Annotated in this window: 24 protein-coding genes; 8 read left to right on the forward strand and 16 right to left on the reverse strand. The window is 72.6% G+C overall.

From position 1 onward, the window contains the following. Nucleotides 1-15 precede the first annotated feature (15 nt). From HPS36_RS10465 to lwrS, 4 genes are all read right to left on the reverse strand, one after another. Nucleotides 16-531, reverse strand: coding sequence for a CopG family ribbon-helix-helix protein (locus HPS36_RS10465; protein ID WP_173230093.1), 516 nt, complete (start codon nucleotides 529-531; stop codon nucleotides 16-18). A 79-nt stretch (nucleotides 532-610) separates the two neighbouring features. Beyond that, a complete protein-coding gene (locus HPS36_RS10470) occupies nucleotides 611-916 on the reverse strand; it encodes a PadR family transcriptional regulator (protein WP_173230094.1) in 306 nt (101 codons plus the stop codon). 34 nt (nucleotides 917-950) lie between these two features. Beyond that, entirely contained in the window at nucleotides 951-1,670 is a 720-nt protein-coding gene (locus tag HPS36_RS10475) for an HAD family hydrolase (RefSeq protein ID WP_173230095.1), read from the reverse strand. A gap of 78 nt (nucleotides 1,671-1,748) precedes the next feature. After that, the gene (gene lwrS, locus HPS36_RS10480) at nucleotides 1,749-2,132 is read right to left on the reverse strand and encodes an LWR-salt protein (RefSeq protein ID WP_173230096.1); all 384 of its coding nucleotides are present in this window, start codon (nucleotides 2,130-2,132) and stop codon (nucleotides 1,749-1,751) included. A gap of 61 nt (nucleotides 2,133-2,193) precedes the next feature. On the opposite strand from lwrS, the gene uppS reads away from it, so the two are divergent. Next, a complete protein-coding gene (uppS, locus tag HPS36_RS10485; RefSeq protein WP_173230097.1) occupies nucleotides 2,194-3,189 on the forward strand; it encodes a polyprenyl diphosphate synthase in 996 nt (331 codons plus the stop codon). Here the strand turns inward: uppS and HPS36_RS10490 are convergent. The 3 genes from HPS36_RS10490 to HPS36_RS10500 all read right to left on the reverse strand — a co-directional run bounded on the left by HPS36_RS10490 (nucleotide 3,186) and on the right by HPS36_RS10500 (nucleotide 5,121). Beyond that, nucleotides 3,186-4,286 carry a DUF2891 domain-containing protein gene (locus tag HPS36_RS10490; RefSeq protein ID WP_173230098.1) on the reverse strand — a complete coding sequence of 367 codons (1,101 nt, stop codon included), beginning with the start codon at nucleotides 4,284-4,286 and terminating at the stop codon, nucleotides 3,186-3,188. The genes uppS and HPS36_RS10490 overlap by 4 nt on opposite strands. Nucleotides 4,287-4,417: 131 nt before the next feature. Then, nucleotides 4,418-4,876 carry an NOB1 family endonuclease gene (locus HPS36_RS10495; RefSeq protein ID WP_121562660.1) on the reverse strand — a complete coding sequence of 153 codons (459 nt, stop codon included), beginning with the start codon at nucleotides 4,874-4,876 and terminating at the stop codon, nucleotides 4,418-4,420. Then, nucleotides 4,876-5,121, reverse strand: coding sequence for a PRC-barrel domain-containing protein (locus HPS36_RS10500; RefSeq protein WP_119713056.1), 246 nt, complete (start codon nucleotides 5,119-5,121; stop codon nucleotides 4,876-4,878). Before HPS36_RS10500 ends, HPS36_RS10495 begins: the two co-directional genes overlap by 1 nt. A gap of 160 nt (nucleotides 5,122-5,281) precedes the next feature. On the opposite strand from HPS36_RS10500, the gene infB reads away from it, so the two are divergent. Both infB and HPS36_RS10510 read left to right on the forward strand, forming a co-directional pair. Then, nucleotides 5,282-7,075: a translation initiation factor IF-2 gene (infB, locus tag HPS36_RS10505; protein ID WP_173230099.1), complete on the forward strand. Its 1,794-nt coding sequence runs from the start codon at nucleotides 5,282-5,284 to the stop codon at nucleotides 7,073-7,075. A gap of 41 nt (nucleotides 7,076-7,116) precedes the next feature. Next, nucleotides 7,117-7,296, forward strand: coding sequence for a hypothetical protein (locus HPS36_RS10510; protein ID WP_173230100.1), 180 nt, complete (start codon nucleotides 7,117-7,119; stop codon nucleotides 7,294-7,296). Between the two features lie 57 nt (nucleotides 7,297-7,353). Here the strand turns inward: HPS36_RS10510 and HPS36_RS10515 are convergent, their stop codons facing one another. From HPS36_RS10515 to HPS36_RS10525, 3 genes are all read right to left on the reverse strand, one after another. Further along, on the reverse strand, nucleotides 7,354-7,959 hold the full coding sequence (locus HPS36_RS10515; protein ID WP_173230101.1) for a hypothetical protein: 606 nt from the start codon (nucleotides 7,957-7,959) through the stop codon (nucleotides 7,354-7,356). A gap of 298 nt (nucleotides 7,960-8,257) precedes the next feature. Beyond that, nucleotides 8,258-9,325, reverse strand: coding sequence for an mRNA surveillance protein pelota (locus tag HPS36_RS10520; RefSeq protein ID WP_173230102.1), 1,068 nt, complete (start codon nucleotides 9,323-9,325; stop codon nucleotides 8,258-8,260). Nucleotides 9,326-9,350: 25 nt separating this feature from the next. After that, complete coding sequence (locus HPS36_RS10525; protein ID WP_173230103.1) at nucleotides 9,351-10,463, reverse strand: DUF4013 domain-containing protein; 1,113 nt, start codon at nucleotides 10,461-10,463, stop codon at nucleotides 9,351-9,353. A gap of 235 nt (nucleotides 10,464-10,698) precedes the next feature. Here HPS36_RS10525 and HPS36_RS10530 point away from each other — a divergent pair, with 235 nt between their 5' ends. The 3 genes from HPS36_RS10530 (at nucleotide 10,699) to HPS36_RS10540 (ending at nucleotide 12,436) form a co-directional block, all read left to right on the forward strand. Further along, entirely contained in the window at nucleotides 10,699-11,115 is a 417-nt protein-coding gene (locus tag HPS36_RS10530) for a hypothetical protein (protein ID WP_173230104.1), read from the forward strand. Then, a complete protein-coding gene (locus HPS36_RS10535; protein ID WP_173230105.1) occupies nucleotides 11,112-12,047 on the forward strand; it encodes an alpha/beta hydrolase in 936 nt (311 codons plus the stop codon). Before HPS36_RS10530 ends, HPS36_RS10535 begins: the two co-directional genes overlap by 4 nt. 77 nt (nucleotides 12,048-12,124) lie before the next feature. After that, entirely contained in the window at nucleotides 12,125-12,436 is a 312-nt protein-coding gene (locus tag HPS36_RS10540) for a thiamine-binding protein (RefSeq protein ID WP_173230106.1), read from the forward strand. Nucleotides 12,437-12,454: 18 nt separating this feature from the next. Here the strand turns inward: HPS36_RS10540 and HPS36_RS10545 are convergent, their stop codons facing one another. The 5 genes from HPS36_RS10545 to HPS36_RS10565 all read right to left on the reverse strand — a co-directional run bounded on the left by HPS36_RS10545 (nucleotide 12,455) and on the right by HPS36_RS10565 (nucleotide 16,546). Then, the gene (locus HPS36_RS10545; RefSeq protein WP_137717368.1) at nucleotides 12,455-13,030 is read right to left on the reverse strand and encodes an NUDIX domain-containing protein; all 576 of its coding nucleotides are present in this window, start codon (nucleotides 13,028-13,030) and stop codon (nucleotides 12,455-12,457) included. A gap of 69 nt (nucleotides 13,031-13,099) precedes the next feature. Then, nucleotides 13,100-14,608 carry an RtcB family protein gene (locus HPS36_RS10550; protein ID WP_173230107.1) on the reverse strand — a complete coding sequence of 503 codons (1,509 nt, stop codon included), beginning with the start codon at nucleotides 14,606-14,608 and terminating at the stop codon, nucleotides 13,100-13,102. Between the two features lie 90 nt (nucleotides 14,609-14,698). Then, complete coding sequence (locus HPS36_RS10555; RefSeq protein WP_137717370.1) at nucleotides 14,699-15,241, reverse strand: hypothetical protein; 543 nt, start codon at nucleotides 15,239-15,241, stop codon at nucleotides 14,699-14,701. 55 nt (nucleotides 15,242-15,296) lie between these two features. Next, nucleotides 15,297-15,740 (reverse strand): archease, encoded by a 444-nt coding sequence (locus tag HPS36_RS10560; RefSeq protein ID WP_173230108.1) that lies wholly within the window; start codon nucleotides 15,738-15,740, stop codon nucleotides 15,297-15,299. Continuing rightward, nucleotides 15,737-16,546, reverse strand: a complete 810-nt coding sequence (locus HPS36_RS10565; RefSeq protein WP_173230109.1) for a DUF502 domain-containing protein — start codon at nucleotides 16,544-16,546, stop codon at nucleotides 15,737-15,739. Before HPS36_RS10565 ends, HPS36_RS10560 begins: the two co-directional genes overlap by 4 nt. Nucleotides 16,547-16,714: 168 nt before the next feature. On the opposite strand from HPS36_RS10565, the gene HPS36_RS10570 reads away from it, so the two are divergent. Beyond that, on the forward strand, nucleotides 16,715-17,188 hold the full coding sequence (locus HPS36_RS10570) for a GNAT family N-acetyltransferase (protein WP_173230110.1): 474 nt from the start codon (nucleotides 16,715-16,717) through the stop codon (nucleotides 17,186-17,188). An 84-nt stretch (nucleotides 17,189-17,272) separates the two neighbouring features. After that, nucleotides 17,273-18,496 carry a hydroxymethylglutaryl-CoA reductase (NADPH) gene (gene hmgA / locus HPS36_RS10575; RefSeq protein ID WP_173230111.1) on the forward strand — a complete coding sequence of 408 codons (1,224 nt, stop codon included), beginning with the start codon at nucleotides 17,273-17,275 and terminating at the stop codon, nucleotides 18,494-18,496. Between the two features lie 38 nt (nucleotides 18,497-18,534). Here the strand turns inward: hmgA and HPS36_RS10580 are convergent, their stop codons facing one another. Continuing rightward, nucleotides 18,535-18,855, reverse strand: a complete 321-nt coding sequence (locus tag HPS36_RS10580) for a DUF2250 domain-containing protein (protein ID WP_173230112.1) — start codon at nucleotides 18,853-18,855, stop codon at nucleotides 18,535-18,537. Between the last annotated feature and the right edge of the window lie 72 nt (nucleotides 18,856-18,927).

The following is an 18,927-nucleotide window of genomic DNA, read 5'->3' on the forward strand; positions in this document are numbered from 1 at the left end:
GGGACCGCGGCCCGATCAGTCGTCCTCGTTCGCCTCGGCGGTCGCGTCCGCCTCCCCCTCCGCCTCCTCGGACGCTCCGTGCCCGTGCCCGCCGTGGGCGTGGGCGTCGCCGAGCGCGCCGGCGCCGAACTCGTCGACCGGCGTGACGCTGTAATCGACCGTGAGCGTGTCCTTCGTCGCGCGGACCTTCCCGACGAACGCCGATATCTCCTCTAAGCCCCCCTCCAGCACGAACAGCTCCATACAGTACTGCGAGCCGACGTGGCTGTGGAAGTTCGAGGCGACGATCCCCTCGTCCTCGTGTCGCAGCCGCATCATCCGCTCCTCGACGCTCGTCGTCTCGTAGTTGAACAGGACGGTCACAACGGCCATCAGGGCCCGGTCCTCCAGCTTGGCGTCCTCGAACTCGCCGAGGAGGTTCCGCGAGGCCTCGCGGACGACCTCGCTACGCCCGGTGTAGCCGTGCTCGTCCGCGAACCGGTCGATCCGTTCGAGTAACTCCTCCGGCATGGACACGCTGACGACTGTCATATGTTAATCCACGCCGACGAAGTTGTTAATCCTTGAGGTCCGGGCCCCGTCGCGGTCCGGGCCCCCGCCCGCCGCCCCGCTACGCTCCGTCGTCGCCGGCGGCCTCGCCGCCCTCGATCCGCTCGCCGAGCCAGTCGTAGTGGTCGAGCAGCGCGGCCTCGCCCGCGTCGGTGAGCGCGTACACGTCGGCGATCCCCTCGGTCCGCCGGTCGAGGTACCCTGCCTCGACGAGCGCCGAGAGGGTGCCGTAGAACGACCCGGGATCGATCCGCTCGTCGTAGTGGGATTCGAGCCGGCTCTTCGCCGACTGCGCGCGCAGCTCGCCGTGGTCGTACAGGAGCGCGCAGAGGTCGCGGCGCCGGCCGCTGTGGAACCACTTCGTCATGGTCGGCGCCTCGCCCCGCGGGGGGATAAATCGCTCACGACGCGTCGGCCGGTCCGCCGGCGCCGAGCGGTTCGTCGCCGCTCCGGCCGGCGTCGATCCGGCCCTCGGCGCCGACCAGTTCGTCGAGGCGGCGCACGCGCCGGTCGCCGAGGACGCAGCGGCCGCGCTCCTCGTGGCCGACGCGCTCGACGTGGACCGCGTCGAGGCCGGCGTTCCAGGCGGCCGCCACGTCGCTCTCGCCGTCGCCGACGTAGTAGCCGCGGTGGCGGGCGGGGTCGACGCCGAGCTCGCGCATCGCGGCCTCTATCGGGTCCGGCGCCGGTTTCCAGCCGGTCTCGTCGGTACAACAGACCACCGCGTCGAAGCGGCCGCCGAGGTCGAGGCGATCGAGGACCGGCTCGGCGAGGAACTCCTGGCAGTGGGTGACGAGGCCGGTCGGCCCGCCGACCTCGCCGACGCGGTCGAGCAGGCGCGCGGCGTCGTCGTGGAGGTACGTCGCCTCCGCGCGGGCCACCGGGTCCTCCACGGCGTGGAACGCGGGCCAGAACGCGTCGGGGTCGACCCCCATCCCGCGGAGGGTCTCGGCGCGGGAGCCGCCGAGCCCGTGCCAGAGGACCCGCGCCTCGCGGTCCGAGAACTCGCGGCCGAGCCGGTCGCCGACGCGGTCGAACACCGTCCGGGTGTACTCCCACTCGGCGTCGACGAGCGTCCCGTCGAGGTCGAAGAGGTGGAAATCGTAGTCGGCGGGGGTCACGGATCGCTCCGTACGACGGCGGCGGGCAAGTGCGTTGTGGCTTCGTCCCGCGGCGCCGTTCCGTCCCGAGCCCGACGTTCACTCCCGCACGTGAACCGACGAGCCGAGGTACTTGTGAAGCGCCTCGTCCACCGAGTCGGCGTTGAACCGGCCGAGGTCGTCGGCGATCGCCTCCTTCAGCGCGCCGAGGTACGCCTCGTCGGCGCGCAGCTCCCGGAAGTCGGCGGCGACGACCGCGGCGCCGGGCGCGTTCGCGAGCCCCAGCCGCTCTTCCGCCAGCCGCCGGAACGACGGCTCGTCGCCGACCTCGCCGCGCCACAGGCGGTCGCGGAAGAACAGCCAGCCGTCGGTTCCGGGCTCGCTCGCGGGGAGCTCCATCGTCGTCTCGAAGCGGTCGGGGTCGACGGCGGCGGCCGGCGGGTCGAGGCGGACGGCGACGCGGACGACGTAGGCGGCCTCCATGGGTCGCTCCTCGCCCGATCGATCCATAAAGGTATACCGCTCGGGGGCGTGGCCTCGGACCATGTGGCAGCGACTCCGCGGCCTCGCCGGGCGCGCGTACCGGCGACACCTCCGCCGCGAGATCGACGACGTCCCCGCCCACGTCGCCGTCATCCAGGACGGGAACCGGCGGTACGCCCGCGAGCGCGGCGACGACGCCCCCGACGGGCACCGCGCCGGCGCGGACACCACCGAGCGCGTCCTCGACTGGTGCGCCGACCTCGGCGTCTCGGAGCTGACCCTCTACGCCTTCTCGACGGAGAACTTCGAGCGCCCCGACGAGGAGTTAGAGCCCCTCTTCGACCTGTTGGAACACAAGCTGCGCGAGTTCGCCGACGCCGACCGCGTCCACGAGCAGGGCGTCCGCGTCCGGGCCATCGGCGACGTGCCCCGCCTCCCGCCGCGGGTCCGCGACGCGGTCGAGTACGCGGAGCGGCGCACCGCCGGCAACGACCGCTTCACGCTCAACGTCGCGCTCGCGTACGGCGGCCGGACCGAGCTGCTCGACGCCGCGCGCGCCATCGCCCGCGACGTCGACGCCGGCGAGATGGCCCCCGAGGACGTCGACGTGGAGACCGTCGAGGAGCGGCTGTACGACCGGCCGATCCGCGACGTGGACCTGATCGTCCGCACCGGCGGCGACGAGCGCACGTCGAACTTCCTCCCGTGGCACGCGAACGGGAACGAGGCGGCCGTCTACTTCTGTGCGCCCTACTGGCCGGAGTTCTCCGAGGCCGACTTCCTGCGCGCGATCCGCACCTACGAGTCGCGCGAGGAGTCGTGGCAGCGCGCCCGGGCGGAGCGGGCCGCCGCGCTGGTGCGCGCGCTCGCAGAGGTCGAGTTCGCGGAGGCGCGCGCCGCCGCCGCCCGGCTCCGAGAGCGCGTCCCCCGACTCGACGGGAGCGACCTCTCTGACGACGCCCTCGGCATCGCGGAGGGCGAGGCGGTCGGGTCGGCCGACAGCGAGTCGGTCGGCCGGACCGACGGCGACGCGCGCGACGCGTCGGGAGCCGACTAAGCGGCGCCGGGCGCGATCCCGGCCTCGTTCCGCGTCAGCAGGTACAGCGCGAACGACGAGAGCCAGTGCGACCCCGCGTAGTCGTCGGTGAGCACGTCCGCGGCCCCCGCCTCGGCGTGGCGGCGCGCCGCGGCGTCGAGGGGCTCTCGGAGCCGGGCCGCCACGGGGCCGGTCCGCTCCGCCAGCGCGTCGCTCAGCCCGGCGAGACACCACGCGCGGGAGACGTTGAGCCCGATCAGGTGCATCGCGGCGCCGTCGCCCTCGTCCGGCTCGACGTCGACGGGCGCGAGCAGCGCGTCGTGCGGGGGCGCGCTGAGATCGGGCAGGAATCCGCCGAGCCACGTCGCGAACGGGTCGGGGTCGAGGACGCGGCGCATGAGGTCCGCCTCGACGAGCGCCGGCGAGAGGAAGTCCCAGCCGACCGGCTCCGCGCCGACGACCGCGGCGGTGTCGTCGGCGTACAGCCGCCGCGCCGTCGCCTCGGCCTCGCGTTCGAGGGCGGCGTCGCCGACGACCCGCGCGTAGTCGAGGACGCCGGCGAGCGCGAACGCGGTGTTGCCGTGGGTCCCGACGCGCTGCGGGCGGTCGACCCCGAGGAACGACTCGCGGGTTCCGCGGCGGATCCGGTCTTCGAGCGGGCGGAGCGTCTCGCGCCACGCGTCGGCGCGCGGGTCGTCCCAGAGGTCGAACTCGGCGGCGAGGCGCAGCAGCCACGACCAGCCGTACGGCTCCTCGAAGCCGGGGTTCTCGTCGAGGTAGTCGACCTCCCGGGCGACGTTCTCGGGCGTCAATCGCTCGTCGACGCCGGCCGCGATCTCGGTCTCGTTCGGGTGGTCGGGGGCGAGCCGCAGCGCGCGGACGAGCGCCCAGTGGCTGTGGACGGCGGAGTGCCAGTCGAAGCAGCCGTAGAAGACGGGGTGGGCCTCCGAGGGCCGCGGGGGCGCGTCCGGCCCCTCCACGGTCCCTTGGTAGTGCGGGTACTCGGTCTCGACACCGTCGAGCGGGTGCGCGGCCAGCGCGGTCGCGACGGCGTCGTCGAGCGCGTCCGCCCGCCCGGCCCGGAGCGCGTCCGGCGACAGCTCCTCGAAGGCGTTCATGGCGGCGGGTCGGCGGCGCGCCTGTTCAATCGGTCGGTCCCGTGCGGCGCGGCGGCGCGGGCGCCCGGTCGGCCCGCCCTCTCCGGTCGGACCGCGTCACCTTGTCGGACCGCGTCACCTCGCCGGCCCGCTCACGCCGGGTTCTTCCGCGTGAGGTCGCTGCCGCAGATCGGACACCGCTCTTTGTTCTCGTCGAAGGTGCGGTTACAGCCGACGCACTGGAAGCGCCACTCCCGCTCCTCGGTGATCCCCTCCCTGTCGATGGGCTCGACCGGGAGGTCGAGCCGCTCGGCGACGTTCTGCATCGCGTAGTCGTCGCTGACGAGCGTCGCGTGAAGCTCCAGGGCGGTCGCGATGAGCCGGATGTCGGTGTCCGACAGCTCCGCGGCGTCGCCCGAGCCCTTCGCGGCTCGGCGGACCCGGTCGACCGCCTCGGGCGCGGGCACGTGGACGGTCATCCCGGAGCCCTCCATGGCGTCGAACCGGAGCGCGACCTCGCCGGTGAGCTCCTCGTGGACCGCCGGGATGGAGACCACGTCCTCGTCGGTCGTGTACTCGTGGATGAACGCGGACGAGTCGAGGACCTGCATCAGCGGGCGACGACGATGTAGTCTTTTACCGCCTGCACGTTCGCGACCGGGACTCGGAGCCGCCCCATCTCGTCGAACTCGAAGTCGACGCGCTCGTGTCTGAGCTGCTCGTGTGGGCTGACGAGGAGGTGGTTCAGCTCTCCCGACTCGAGGTTCATCGTAATGTTGTACAGGTCCCCGAGTTCCGTGCCGTCGGAGCTCATCACCGCCTTCCCGGAGAGGTTCTCCGCGAGGATGTCGACCATACCCGCACGGTCCCGGGCGACGGTATTAAACGCCACGGGGCGTCGGACGGGCGACGAACGCGGATCGGGCGCTCACCGCCGCCGTTCGTCGCGGCATTTTGAAAGGCTTAACTGACGGCCGGGCGCAAGAGACGGTATAACCTTCTCGGGGCGATCACATATGACCGACCACACACACGCGGACACCCTGCGAACCCCCATCGTCGCCGTGCTGGGGCACGTCGACCACGGCAAGACGAGCCTGCTCGACACGATCCGCGGCTCCGCCGTCAGCGAGGGCGAGGCCGGCGCGATCACCCAACACATCGGGGCGACGGACATCCCGCTCGACACCATCTCCGGGATGGCGGGCGAGCTGATCGACCCGTCGGACTTCGATTTACCCGGCCTGCTGTTCATCGACACGCCGGGGCACCACTCCTTCTCGACGCTGCGCGCCCGCGGGGGCGCGCTCGCCGACATCGCGGTGCTCGTCGTCGACGTCAACGACGGCTTCCAGCCGCAGACGGAGGAGGCGATCGACATCCTCCGGCGGACGGGGACGCCCTTCGTCGTCGCCGCCAACAAGGTCGACACGACGCCCGGGTGGAACCCGCAGGACGGCGAACCGATCCAGCGGAGCATGGACGCCCAGTCCGAGCGCGCGAAGTCGATGCTGGACGAGAACCTCTACGAGATCATCGGCCAGCTGTCGGACGCCGGCTTCTCCGCCGACCTCTACTGGCGCGTCCAGGACTTCCAGAAGAACATCGGCGTCGTCCCGCTGTCGGCGCTCACCGGCGAGGGCGTCCCGGACCTCCTGACGGTCCTCATGGGCCTCTCCCAGCGGTTCATGAAAGAGGAGATGGCCATCGACGTCACCGGCCCGGGCGAGGGGACGGTGCTCGAGGTGAAAGACGAGCGCGGGTTCGGCGCCACCGTCGACACCGTCGTCTACGACGGCGTGATCCGCAACGGAGACACCGTCGTCGTCGGCGGACAGGACGAGCCGATCGTCACCGAGATCCGCGCGCTGCTCCGCCCGCGGCCGCTCGCGGAGATCCGCACCGAGAAGGAGTTCGAGAAGGTCGGCGAGGTCGCCGCCGCGGCCGGCGTGAAGATCGCCGCCCCCGACCTCGATCAGGCGATGGCCGGCGCGCCGGTCCGCGTCGTCCGCGACCGCACCGTCGATCAGGTCGTCGAGGAGGTGAAGGCGGAGCTGGCCGAGATCGAGGTCGAGACCGCCGACAACGGCGTCGTCGTCAAGGCGGACACCCTCGGCTCGCTGGAGGCGATGGCGAACGCCCTGCGGGAGGCCGAGGTCCCCATCCTGCGCGCCGAGGTCGGCGACATCGCGCCCCGCGACATCGCGGTCGCCGAGACCGCGAACCAGGACGAGCACAAGGCGATCTTAGGCTTCAACGTCGACCTCCTCCAGAACGCGGAGTCGGACTTGGAGAACGCGGACGTGAAGCTGTTCAAGAACGAGGTCATCTACCAGCTGGTCGAGGACTACGAGCGCTACGTCGAGGAGAAGCAGCGCGCCCAACAGGAGACGGTGCTCGACAAGGTCGTGCGCCCGGCCCGCTTCCGCATCCTCCCCGACCACACCTTCCGGCAGAACGACCCCGCGGTCGTCGGCGTCGAAGTCATCTCCGGCACGCTCCAGAACAACCGCAACGTTGGCTACTTCGAGGGCAACGAGTTCGAGCGCGTCGGTGGCCTCTCCGGCATTCAAAAGCAGGGCGAGGACGTCGACGAGGCGCGCTCGGGCGAGCGCGTCAGCATCGCCATCGACGGGCCGACCGTCGGCCGCGGCATCGAGGAGGGCGACACGCTCTGGACCGAGGTGCCCGAGAAGCACGCGAAGATCCTCGAACAGGAGCTGAAAGAGGAGATCACCGCCGACGAGCGCGAGGCGCTTCAGGGCTACCTGGAGACGCGGCGGAAGCGCGACCCCTTCTGGGGCAAGTAAGCCCCCGAAGACACTTTTCCGCCGAGCGATCAGCGCCACCCATGGTCTCCCGAGAGAACGCGATCATCCTCCTGTTCATGGCGGCCGGCCTCGCGCTGGCCTACGGCGCTCGCGTCGTGACGGACCTGGGCGACCGCCTCCTGATCGGCGTGCTTCTGCTCGTCGCCGTCGTGGCGCCGCAGCTGGTCATCGGCTACGTCGACGGCGCCGAGTCGGCCTGACCAGCGGGCGACCGCGCTCGCGCCCGCGCCGCGACCAGAACAGGTCGTCCCTCTCAGTCACGCGTACACCAGAATGAGCACGGCGACGAAGGCGAGCTCGCCGCCCACGAGCAGCGCCGCGAGCAGCCACGCCCGGTAGGTCCACAGCCACTCGCGGGCGGCCGCGACCCGGTCTCCGCCGCCGGCCTCGGACTCGTCGCGGTACGCGGCGTCGACCCGCCACCCCGTCTCCGGGTCGTACGTCGCGGGGACGCGAGTCCCGACCAGTTCGTCCACGTCCAGCGGCGAGACGCCGGCGGCCTCCAGAAAGTCGAGGAACGCCTCGGACTCTTGCAGGGATCCGTCGCGGGGCGCGTCGAACCGCTCGGTGTGGGTGGCGTCGCCGTGCGGCGGGCGCATCTCGACGACGACGCGGTCGCCGACGGAGCGCACCCGCGTGACGATCAGCGCGTTCTCCTCGTCGTTGAGGTACGCCTCGCGGAGCCGCCGCTTCACCTCCTCGTCGACGCCCGCGTCGTCGAGGTCGTCGGGGAGCGAGTCGGCGTCCGAGAGGGCGTCGGTGTCGGAGCGGGCGTCGGGGAGCGCGTCGACGTCCACGTCGTCGGTCCTTTCGCGGTCGGCGGTCGTCGAGACGCTCTCGTCACCGCCGGGTCGGTCCGCCATCGATCCGGAGTTGGCGGCCCGCTCTCATAAGGTCACGGCCGCGTACGTGACCGGTTTCGCTGTGGACGGTCCGCGGGCCGAGCGCGCCGAAGTCCCGGTCGCTCGGCCGTACGAAGGTGACACTTGTAAACTGGCGATCGATACGGACGCCACCGAAGCCCCGCCCCGCACGGCACCTCACACCTCCCCAGCCTCGCCGCTCGCTCCCTCCGGTCGCTCGCGGCGTCCCTCGCGCGTGCTGTCTCGCGCCCTCCGGGCGCTCGCAGGCACGCGCCAGCGCACTTCGACTGCCAGGCGCTCACTGGAGCCGGTAGCGTAAGATCGCGGCGATACCGCCGAGGTTGGCGAGCTGCTCGCCGGGGGCGAACTCCGAGGAGAAGACGACCACGTCGCCGCCCTGTTGCTCGACCGACTCGATCACCGCGTTCACGTCGATGTCCCAGTCGCCGTCGCCCTGGCGCTCGGTCCGGAGGCGCTCGTCGACGACGAGCAGCGTCTCGACCGCGCCGAACTCGGCGGCCTCGGCGGTGTCGTCGGGCCCGTACGTCGCCTTCTCGCCTTTCGCGATGTTCTCGGTCAGCTCGTCGATGAGGCTCGCCTCCTTCGAGATGCGGGTCTCCTTCTGGACCTCGTCGACCGCGCCGCGCTTCAGCACCTCGTGGACGCCCCGGTCGCCCGCCGCGGAGGTGTCGACGACCGAGATGCGGTCGGTCAGGTCGCGGTGCTCCTCGTCGATGTAGTCGCGCGCGTCGTTCTTCGTAAACCCCGGCCCGGCCAGGATGACGGCGTCGGCGTCGAGGTGCGCGAGCGCCTCGCCGAGCTCCGCGAACAGCTCCTCGCGCGGCCGCGAGAACTCGCCTTTCCCGGTCGGCTTCGTGAACGAGGCGTACTCCTCCGTGCCGTACTGCTGGACCGTGTGGACGTAGGCGGCGCCCTCCTCGACGGTGGCGATGGCCACGTCGGGGTTCTCCGCGGCCTCGGTGGCCTCCTCCAGCCGCTCCGTCTGGTCCGGTTTGAAGTGCTTCTCGACGGTTATCTCGTCGTGCTCCTCGACGTTGAGCGTGTGGTGGGCGTTGAGCTGGTCCTCCCGTGAGCAGCCGACGATGACGCCGCCCACGCGGAGCCGGTTGGCGAACCGCGCGAACTCCACGTCCTCGACCTCCAGCGTGACGAAGATGTGCTCGCGCTGGCCGCCGGTGTCCCGCATCTGGTCGTCGTTCCGCTGGATCCGCCGGGTGGTGTCGCCCTCGACCAGGTCCCCGGGTTCGAGGACGTGCGCGAGGTGCCAGAGGTCGTCCACGTTCTCGGGGACCAGCGTGAGCCGTTCCCGGCCCTCCTCGCCGTACCCCCGCTCGGAGATGCGCATGTCCGGGCGTTCGCTCGCGCCCGTATCAACTCTTGTCTTCCGCCTCGGACAGCGCCGGCCCCCACTCGAAGCCGCCGGTCGGATCGGCGTCCCCCTCGCCCGCCCCGCCCGGGCGGGTCGGATCGCCGTCGCCGACCGCGTCGCTCCCCTCGCCGACCGAAACGCCGCGGCCGACCTGAACCGCGGCCGGCGGCTCGCTCCGCATCGGCCGTCCGCCGTCCCCCGACACCACGGGGGCCGGGGGTCCGTCGCCGGCCGGACCGACACCTGAGCTCGCCCCGGCGCCGGCTCCCGCTTCCTCGCCCGAGCGCGCGGCGTCGTGCGCCGTGCCGACCGGCTGCCGCGTCGCGGTCGGCGCGGTCGCTGCCGCCGTCTCCTCGGTCAGGCTGTCGGCCGCGCCCCGCCCGTAGAGGTCGTGTGCGACGATCCGAGCGAGGAAGGCGACGGCGACGCCGACGACGAGCGGGACCGTCGGCGCCGCGACGGCGTACCCGACCGCGAGCGCCCCGACGGCCAGCGTCCAGCCGGTCGCGTACGGTCCCGTCGCGGCGACGCCGGCCACCGTTCGCGGGTCGAGCCCGTCCCGGAGGCGGCCGGACGCGGCGAACGCGGCGAGCGCCGCGGGGCGGACGTACGCGAACGCCGCCAGGTACGCGCCGACGAGCGCGAGGACGGCGCCGGCGGCGACGACGGCGACGGCGGCCGGGCCGTTCGGCCCGAGCGCCGACTCGACGGCGGTCGCGGTCGCCGTCGGCTCGACGGGGCCCGCGACGAGCGCGGCGACGGCGCCGCCCGCGACCGCGAGCCCGCCAGCGAGGGGCGCGAGCAGCGCCGCGGACAGCAGCGCCGACTTGAGGCCGTCCCTGGCCAGCTCTCCCCAGGCGACGAGCGACGGGGCGCCGGCGGCCTCGCCGGGCTGGATCGCCGCCCGCGTCACCCGGACGAGGTAGCCGCGCGCCACGAGCGACGGCGCGAGCGCGACCGGGGCCGCGACGGCGACGGCGGGGCTGACGAAGAGGACGCCGGCGAGCCACAGGGGCGTGAGGATCCACCCCAACAGCGTCACGGACCCGCCGACGAGGACGACGCCCGCGGTGTCGTCGGTTCGCGTCAGCGCCGTCGCGGCCGCGGTGAGCATGTGACCGGACACAGGGACGGGAGCCGCATAAATGGTACCCGGCCCGAGCGTTTATATCGCTTCGCGGAGTATTGCCGTCCGGCCGCGCGGGACAATCGTGTGCCTCTGACAACCCACCCGCGGCCGCCACTCGGCGGCCGCCCCCCGTCCGCGGCTTTCTGCCGACGCCGTTCCCCCAGACGCGTCGCCGCCGCGTGCCGGTACCGATTTATCCCGTCCCGCCGACGGATCGGGTATGACCGGCGACGAGGGGACGACCGATCTGGAGCCGGAGCTCAGGAGCTACGGCGTCAGCGTCGAATCGATCGACGGGGGCGACCCGCTGGAGCTGACGTACATGACCGCGTTCCCCGGCCGCGAGGTCCACCGCGGCGAGATCGGGCGCGCGCTCAACGCGCTCATCGACGAGGCCGAGGCCGGCGAGTGGGACCCCGTCCGGGTCGAGGGGACGGTGGTCCGCTCGCCCGGCGACGTCCTCGGGACGTGGCACGCGGAGGCCGAGTGGTTCGAGGCGCTCATCGGCTACGAGATCTCCGAGACCGAGTTCTCGTCGCGCGTGCTGGAGACGCTCAGCCACGAGCCCGGAGACGAGGCCGAGGGCTCGTCGGACGCGGCGGACGCCGACGCGGACGGGCAGGAGGCGGACCGGTGACCCGACGCAAGCCGGTCAACCGCGCGCAGCGCCGCCTCGCGCGCCCGGCCCGCGAGCGGTTCGCCACCCGCGCGGTCGCGTTCGACGTCGACGGCGCGACCTGCCGCGGGACGCTGTACCTGCCAGGCGGCGACGCGGACGACCCGCCGGTCGTCGTGATGGCCCCGGGCCTCGGCGCGGAGCGGAGCTTCGGCTACCCCGCCGTCGCGGAGCGGTTCGCGGACGCGGGCTACGCCGCGCTCCTCTTCGACCACCCCGAGTTCGGCGCGTCCGACGGCGACTCCCAGCTCGTCGACTTGGACCGCCAGCGCGACGCGTACGCGGCCGCGATCGACCGCGCGAAGCGCGTCGACGACGCCGGCGACGACCTCGTGCTCTGGGGGGCGTCGCTGTCGGCCGCGCACGTCCTCACGCTCGCCGCGGAGCGCCGCGACGTCGACGCCGTGGTCGGCCTCGTCCCGATGCTCGACGGGCGCGCAATCGCCCTGCGGCGCGGCGGGCGCTACCTCCTCCGGTCCGGCGCCGCCGGGTTGCGCGACCTGCTCGGCCACCGGGTCGGTCGCGGCCGCACCGTGCCGATCGTCGGCGACCCCGAGGAGCGCGCCGCGATCACCGAGCCGGGAGCGGAGCGCAAGTACATCGACCTCGTCGACCGCGAGTCGGCGTGGCGCAACGAGACGCCCGCGCGGTCGCTGCTCGGCCTCGTCGGCTACCGGCCCGTGACGCGGCTGGACGAGGTCGACGCGCCCACCCTGCTGCTCGCGGGGACCGACGACGCGATCGTCGACGCCGACGCGGTCGCGGCCGCCGGCGAGCGCCTCTCGCGCGGGACCGTCGTCACGATGCCCGCGGACCACTTCTCGGTGCTCGGCGACGACTTCGAGGGCGCGGTCGGCCACCAGCTCTCCTTCCTGCGCGACGCGCTCGAATAGGCGGGCGGTCGGGCTCGCCCGCGACCGCGGACCGGCCCGCGCGACAGCTTAAGTGAGCCCGCGGCGCACGCTGGGGTATGACAGCGATCGCGATGTTGAGCGTCGCGCCGGTGATCGAAGAGAGCATGGCCGAGGAGGTGGCGAAGGCCGTCGCCGCGCTCGACGACTTCGACGTGAGCTACGAGACGAACCCGATGGGCACGGTGATCGAGGCCGACGACGCGGAGACGCTGTTCGCGGCCGCGGCGGCCGCCCACGACGCGGTCGACGGCGACCGGGTCTCGACGTTCCTCAAGATAGACGACAAGCGGACGAGCGACGGGACCGCCGCGGCGAAGGTCGACGCCGTCGAGGAGCACCTCGGCCGAGACGCGAAGCGGGAGCGCTGATCCGCGAGCGGCCGGCGTTCAGTCGGCGCCCGCGAACCGGAGGAACAGATCGACGTGGTCGACGTGGTTCTCGTTTGTGTCGTCGGGCACGGCCGAGACCCAGGCGAGTTCGGCGTCGCCCCCCGAGAATCGGCTCCCGGGGGCGACGGTTGGGTCCTCGCGGAACGAGGGGGCGGTCTCCGCCAGTGAGAGCACGAACGAGACGCCGTACGCGGAGAACGACGCCGACCCGTCGCGCCGCTCGAACCGCAGGTCCTCGACGAGGACCGCCCCGTCGACGCCGACCGAGACGCCCGTCAAGCGCTCGGCGCTCCGACGCGCGGCCGCCGCCCAGTCCTCGCCAGGGTCGACGGTTCCACCCGGAGGCGCCCACTCGCCCGTGCCGTTCCAGTCCTGTAGCAGCACGCGGCCGTCGCCGTCCGTGACGCCGAGTTGGACGACGCCGTCGATGTCCTCGTACCGCTCGCGCCGCGCCTCGTAGCTCTCGGCGTCGAGTCCTCTCGCGACGCGCTCGACCGCGACCGCGTCCCGGTCGAGCAGCGTCTCCGGATCACGTAGTGATTCCACGGGGTACGGCACAGGGGTGTCGCCCATCGACCCGCTCAACGGCCCGCGGAAACAAAGGCCCCGCGGCCGTCGGCGACGCCGTATCCGCGCCCGCCGTCACCCCTTGATGTTACAGACGGGGAACGTCCGCGCCACCTTGTCGCCGATGCCCAGATCGTCGCTGACGCGGATCACCTCGTCGATGTCCTTGTACACGCCGGGGGCCTCCTCCGCGATGGTGGCGCCGGACTGGGCCTTCACGTAGATCCGCTGGCCGTCTTCGAGGTCGTCCTGGACGTCGCCGCCCCAGAACTCCTGTTTCGCCTGCGTCCGGCTCATCAGGCGGCCGGCGCCGTGGGCGGTCGAGCCGAACGATACCGACATCGACTCGTCGCCGCCGCGGAGCACGTACGACCCGGCGCCCATGCTCCCGGGGATGATGACGGGCTGGCCGACGCCGCGGTACGCCTCGGGCACGTCCTCGTTGCCCGCGGGGAACGCCCGCGTCGCGCCCTTGCGGTGGACGTACAGCTCGCGCTCCGCGCGGTCGACGGCCGCGTCGCCGACGGCGGGGCGCCCCTCGGTGTCGACGCCGACCTCGTGGGTCTCCTTCTTCGCGATGTTGTGCGCCACGTCGTAGAGGAGCTCCATCCCGAGGTCCTCGATCGGGTCCGCGTCGAACACCTCGCCGAACGTCTCGCGCGTCTGGTGGGTGATCAGCTGGCGGTTCACCCACGCGAAGTTGATGCACGCGCCCATCGCGCCGTAGTACTCGTCGGCCAGCTCGGACCCGGCGGGCGCGGCCGCCAGCTCCTTGTCCGGGAGCTCGTCCAGCAGGTCGCCGTGCTCCTGCTCGATCCGCCGGAGGTAGTCGTTACACGTCTGGTGGCCGAGCCCCCGGCTCCCGCAGTGGATCAGGACGACGATCCCGTCCTCCCTCAGCCCGTAGGACTCGGCCACGTCCGCGCGGAACACGTCGGTGACGCGCTGGACCTCCAGGAAGTGGTTGCCCGAGCCGAGCGACCCCATCTGGTTGCGCCCGCGGTCCATCGCCTTCTGGGAGACGTACTCCGGGCGCGCGTCGGGGCGCCGCCCCTCGTCCTCGCAGCGCGCGAGGTCGCTCTCGATCCCGTAGCCCGCCTCGACCGCCCACTCGACGCCGCGTTCGAGCGCGCCCTCGACGGCGTCGGCGGTGCCGTCGATCACGCCGCCCCCGCCGAGCCCCGAGGGGATCGCCTCGAACAGCGCGTCGACAAGCTCCTCCTCGCGGCCGCGCACGTCGTCGTAGGTGAGGTTCGTCCGCACCATCCGGACGCCGCAGTTGATGTCGTAGCCGACCGCCCCGGGCGAGATACAGCCGGTCCGGGCGTCGATCGCGCCGACCCCGCCGACGGGGAAGCCGTACCCCTGGTGGCCGTCGGGCATACAGATCGCGGGCTCGACGATGCCGGGCAGGTGCGTCGCGTTCTTCAGCTGCTGAAGCGAGTCGTCGTCGCCGATCGCCTCCAGCAGCGACTCGCTGGCGAGGACCCGCGCGGGGACGTTCATCTCGCCCTCGCGAGGGATCTCCCAGACGTGCTCTCGCACCTTCTCTAACCGGATCCCGTCGAACTCGCGCGTTGTCATGCGCGCCACTTCGACGCGGGGCGCCAAGGGCGTTGCGTCAGGCGGTCGCCGGCGGGCCGCCACGACGCCGCCCGGGGGCCGGCGAGCCGGCTACCGGTTCGCGGGGTCGATCGGGAGCCAGTCGATCGCGCCCTCCGCGAGGGTGAACGCGGCGAACGCCCGCCCCAAGACGACCCCGTACACGAGGTGCGCGACCGCGATGACGACGCCGAACTCGAAGCTCGCGGTGAGGCCGGGTACTGGCAGCGTCGGCACGGGCAGCGAGGTGGCGCCCTCGATCGCGATCGCGGCCGGCAGCAGCAGGCCGCCGGTGAGCACGCCGAGCAGCGCCGAGTGGATGACGCCGAGCGACAGGCACCCGCCCACGTCCCCGCGGAGGTCGGCGAAGAACGACCGGTCGAAGACGGCGACGAACAGCGCGCCGAACAGCGTGCTGTTGAACAGGTGGACGGCCCACCCCCCGACGACCGTCTCGACGCCGACCAGCGCGCCGATCGTCGGCATGAGCCCGAGGCCGACGTGTAACACGGCGCCCATCGCCGCGCCGGCGACGAGCCCCGAACTCGCCCCCGCGCGCCAGCGTCGACCAGTGCCGTCCGGTCCGGTCCCGTCGCGAAGCTCTGTGCGTGACATACGGTAACAATGTACTCGACAAACATAACGGTTTGTCACGCCCCGCGGGGCGGCCTCACACGTCGAACACGACGTACGCGTACCACCCGTCGCCGCGCCGTTCGAGCGCCATCTCGGAGTAAGTGACCGCCTTGACCTCGCGGGCCGACACCGCGTCGAGGGGGACGCCGCGCGCGCTCCCCGTGAGCCGCCACTCGTCCGCGTCCGCGGCGTCGTCCGAAGCGCCGACGGACTCCGGCTCGACCACCGTACACCGGTGGTCAGCCGGCAGGACGAGCCGCACGTCCCGCTCGTAGATCAGGCGGTCGAGGTAGTCGAACAGCAGGGCCTCGCGGCTCTCGGCGGCGACCTCGAGGTCGAACCGCTCGCCGGCGGCCGGGACCGATTCCGCGCTGGCGGCCGCGAGCCCGTCGGCGACCGCCGCGAACAGTCCCGAGAGCGTGTCGGCCGTCGCCTCGACGGCGACGTCGGCGGTGTGCTCGCGCAGCTCGTACGTCATCCGTCACCGTTCCGCTCGGGCTCGTCGCGGGACTCCTCGTGGCTCTCCGTCCGCTCGTCGGGCTGGAACCGGGCGTCGATGGTCCGCTCCGGCTGGGGAGCGCGGAGGTCCTCCGCGTCCACGTCGTCGAGGTCGGCGGCGACCTCCTCTAACGCGACGCCGCTCGTCACCAGCGCGCGGATCCCCTCGTCGACGGTCAGCTCGACGTCGACGATCCGGCGGTCGGGGACGAAGACGACGTGGCCGCCCATCACCGGGTTCGGCGCCATCGGCATGAACAGCGTCCGCATGCCGTCGCCCTCGCCGTCCGCGTGGTCCGCGATGACGTCGGGGGTCTCGCTCGTGACGAACGCGAGCGTGTACGTCTCCTCGGTCGGGAACTCCACGAGGACGACCTCGCGGAAGTTCCCGCCGTCCGAGTCGAGCATCGCGTCGCTCATCTGCCGGAACCCCTGGTAGACGGAGCCGACGCCCGGGACCCGCTCGACGGCGTAGTCGACGTAGTCGACGGCGCGCTCGCCGTACCGCGAGGACTCGACGGCGGCGCCGATGAGGAGGATCGCGGCCACGAACACGACGGGGGTCGCGATCTCGATCGCGAGCTCCCGGGAGACCGCGCCGACGAGCGGCAGCCCGTTCCCCGGCGACACGGCGACGATCGCCGACGAGAAGGCGTCGAGGTAGTCGTACACCGCGTTGAACGCGAACGCGAGGACGGCCAGCGTGATGACGGCGGGGACGATGACGGCGATGCCGGTGAGGAAGGCTCGTCGGAGCAGTTCGACTTCCGACGACTCGTCGGTCATTGTGTGACTCCACGCGCGACCGCGACAAAATCGTTTCCGTCAGGGTCGGCGCCCCCCTCGGCCTCGACCCGTCGGCGCGGGCGCCGACCCGCGCACGGTGCCGTACGCGCCCGCAACGGTCCCCGCTGGCGGTGGAGTTATATTCCGTCCACGTGTTAGGTCATCGCAGTGAGCGTCAACGTCGAAAAGCGGACCGACCCGCCCGGCGAGTCCGACTACGCGACCGCCGCGTGGGAGCTCAAGGAGCGAATTCGGTCCGCGGAGGGCGTCCTCCGACAGCGACGCGGCTTCTTCGTCGACGCGTACCGCCGGTCGACCGCCCACCTGCTCGTGGAGAACGACCGGCTCGTCGCGTTCGCCTCCGTCCGGCGCGACGGCTACATCCTCTTCCTCGCCGTCGACCCGGACCACCGCGGCCGCGGTCACGCCGAGCGGCTCGTCGCCGACGTCGCCGCGAACCACCGGTCGGTCACGTGCCACGCCCGCACGACGAACCGGCAGGCGCTCGGCTTCTACGAGCACCTCGGCTTCGAGGTGATCCGCCGCATCGACGACTACTACGAGGACGGCGGCGACGCCTACTACCTGAAGCTCGGCGGCGAGTCGCTCCGGGAGCGCCTCTCCGGGTTCGTCGGCCGGTAGGCGACCGTCCTCCGTCCCCGTCCCGCTCCCACCGAAGCCGGCCGAACCGACAGTAATTAGCGCCCGCCGCGAGGAGTGGCCGGCATGTCGCAACCGACTCCCGCGGACCTCGCGGCCCGGGTCCGCGACGGCGACCTCCGCTTCCACGAGCTGGAAGACCACGCCGACGCCGACGCCGCGACCGCCGCGCGCCGGCTGCTCGTCGCGGAGGCGACCGACGCCGACCTCGACCCGCTCGGCGAGTACGCCTTCGACGCCGACGCGGTCCACGGCTCGAACATCGAGAACACGCTCGGGGGCGTCCAGGTCCCCGTCGGCGTCGCCGGCCCGGTGACGATCGACGGCGGCGCCGCCTCCGGCGAGCGCTACCTCCCGCTGGCGACCACGGAGGGCGCGCTCATCGCGTCGATCAACCGCGGCTGCTCCGTCGTCGAGGACGCCGGCGGCGCGACGGCGCGGGTGACCAAGAGCGGGATGACGCGCGCGCCCGTCTTCCGGGTCGCCGACGTCGCCGAGGCCGAGGCGCTCGTCGCCTGGGTGCGCGACAACGAGCCCGCGCTCGCCGAGGCCGCGGAGTCGACGACGAGCCACGGCGAGCTGCTCGACGTGACCCCGTACGTCGTCGGCAACAACGTCTTCTGCCGGTTCCGGTACGACACGAAGGACGCGATGGGGATGAACATGGCCACCATCGCCACGCGGGAGGCCTGCGACGTGGTCGAGGCGGAGACGGACGCCTCGCTCGTCGCGCTCTCGGGGAACCTCTGTTCGGACAAGAAGCCGGCCGCGATCAACGCCGTCGAGGGGCGCGGTCGCTCGGTCGTCGCGGACGCGACGATCCCGCGCGAGGTCGTCGAGGACCGCCTCCACACGACGCCGGAGGCGATCGCCGAGATCAACACGCGGAAGAACCTCGTCGGCTCCGCGAAGGCGGGCGCGCTCGGGTTCAACGCCCACGTCGCCAACGCGGTCGCGGCGATGTTCCTCGCCACCGGGCAGGACGAGGCGCAGGTCGTCGAGGGCGCGAACGCGATCACGACCGCCGAGACGACCGCCGACGGCGACCTCTACGTCTCCGTGTCGCTGGCGAGCCTCGAAGTGGGGACCGTCGGCGGCGGGACGAAGCTGCCGACGCAGCAGGCCAGCCTGGAGATCCTCGGCGTCGCCGGCGGCGGCGACCCGGCCGGGAGCAACGCCGACGCGCTCGCGGAGTCGATCGCGGTCTGCGCGCTCGCGGGCGAGCTGTCACTGCTCGCGGCGCTCGGGTCGCGGCACCTCTCGTCGGCCCACGAGGAGCTCGGGCGGTAGACGGGCGCGGCGCCGCGCGGAACTCCCCTTTCTCCCGCTCAGTCCGACCAGCGCGGGCAGTCCTCGCGGAGGGCCGCCCGCCCCGCGTCGGTGATCCGATACACCGCCTCGCCGGAGACGCGTTCGACGAGTCCGGCGTCCGCCAGCGCGGTCAGCCGCGACGCCACGTGGTCGGCGTACAGGCCCGTGTTCCCGGCGATGAACGCCTGGTAGTCGGCGCCCACGTCGGCGAGGTACGAGAGCAGCCGCTCGTCGGAGCGCGTGAGCGACGGCCGCTCGGGGTCGACCCGCTCGTCGCCGCTCCCGTCTTCGGCGGCGTTCTCCGGACGGTCGACGGACTGCGCGTCGGGTCGGGCCATCTCACACGTGGTGACGTGTACCACGATAAAGGGGATACCGCGGGTTCCCACTCGCTGGGAGTTGCCGGCGGT

This window comes from Halorubrum salinarum (assembly GCF_013267195.1).
GTDB lineage: Archaea > Halobacteriota > Halobacteria > Halobacteriales > Haloferacaceae > Halorubrum > Halorubrum salinarum.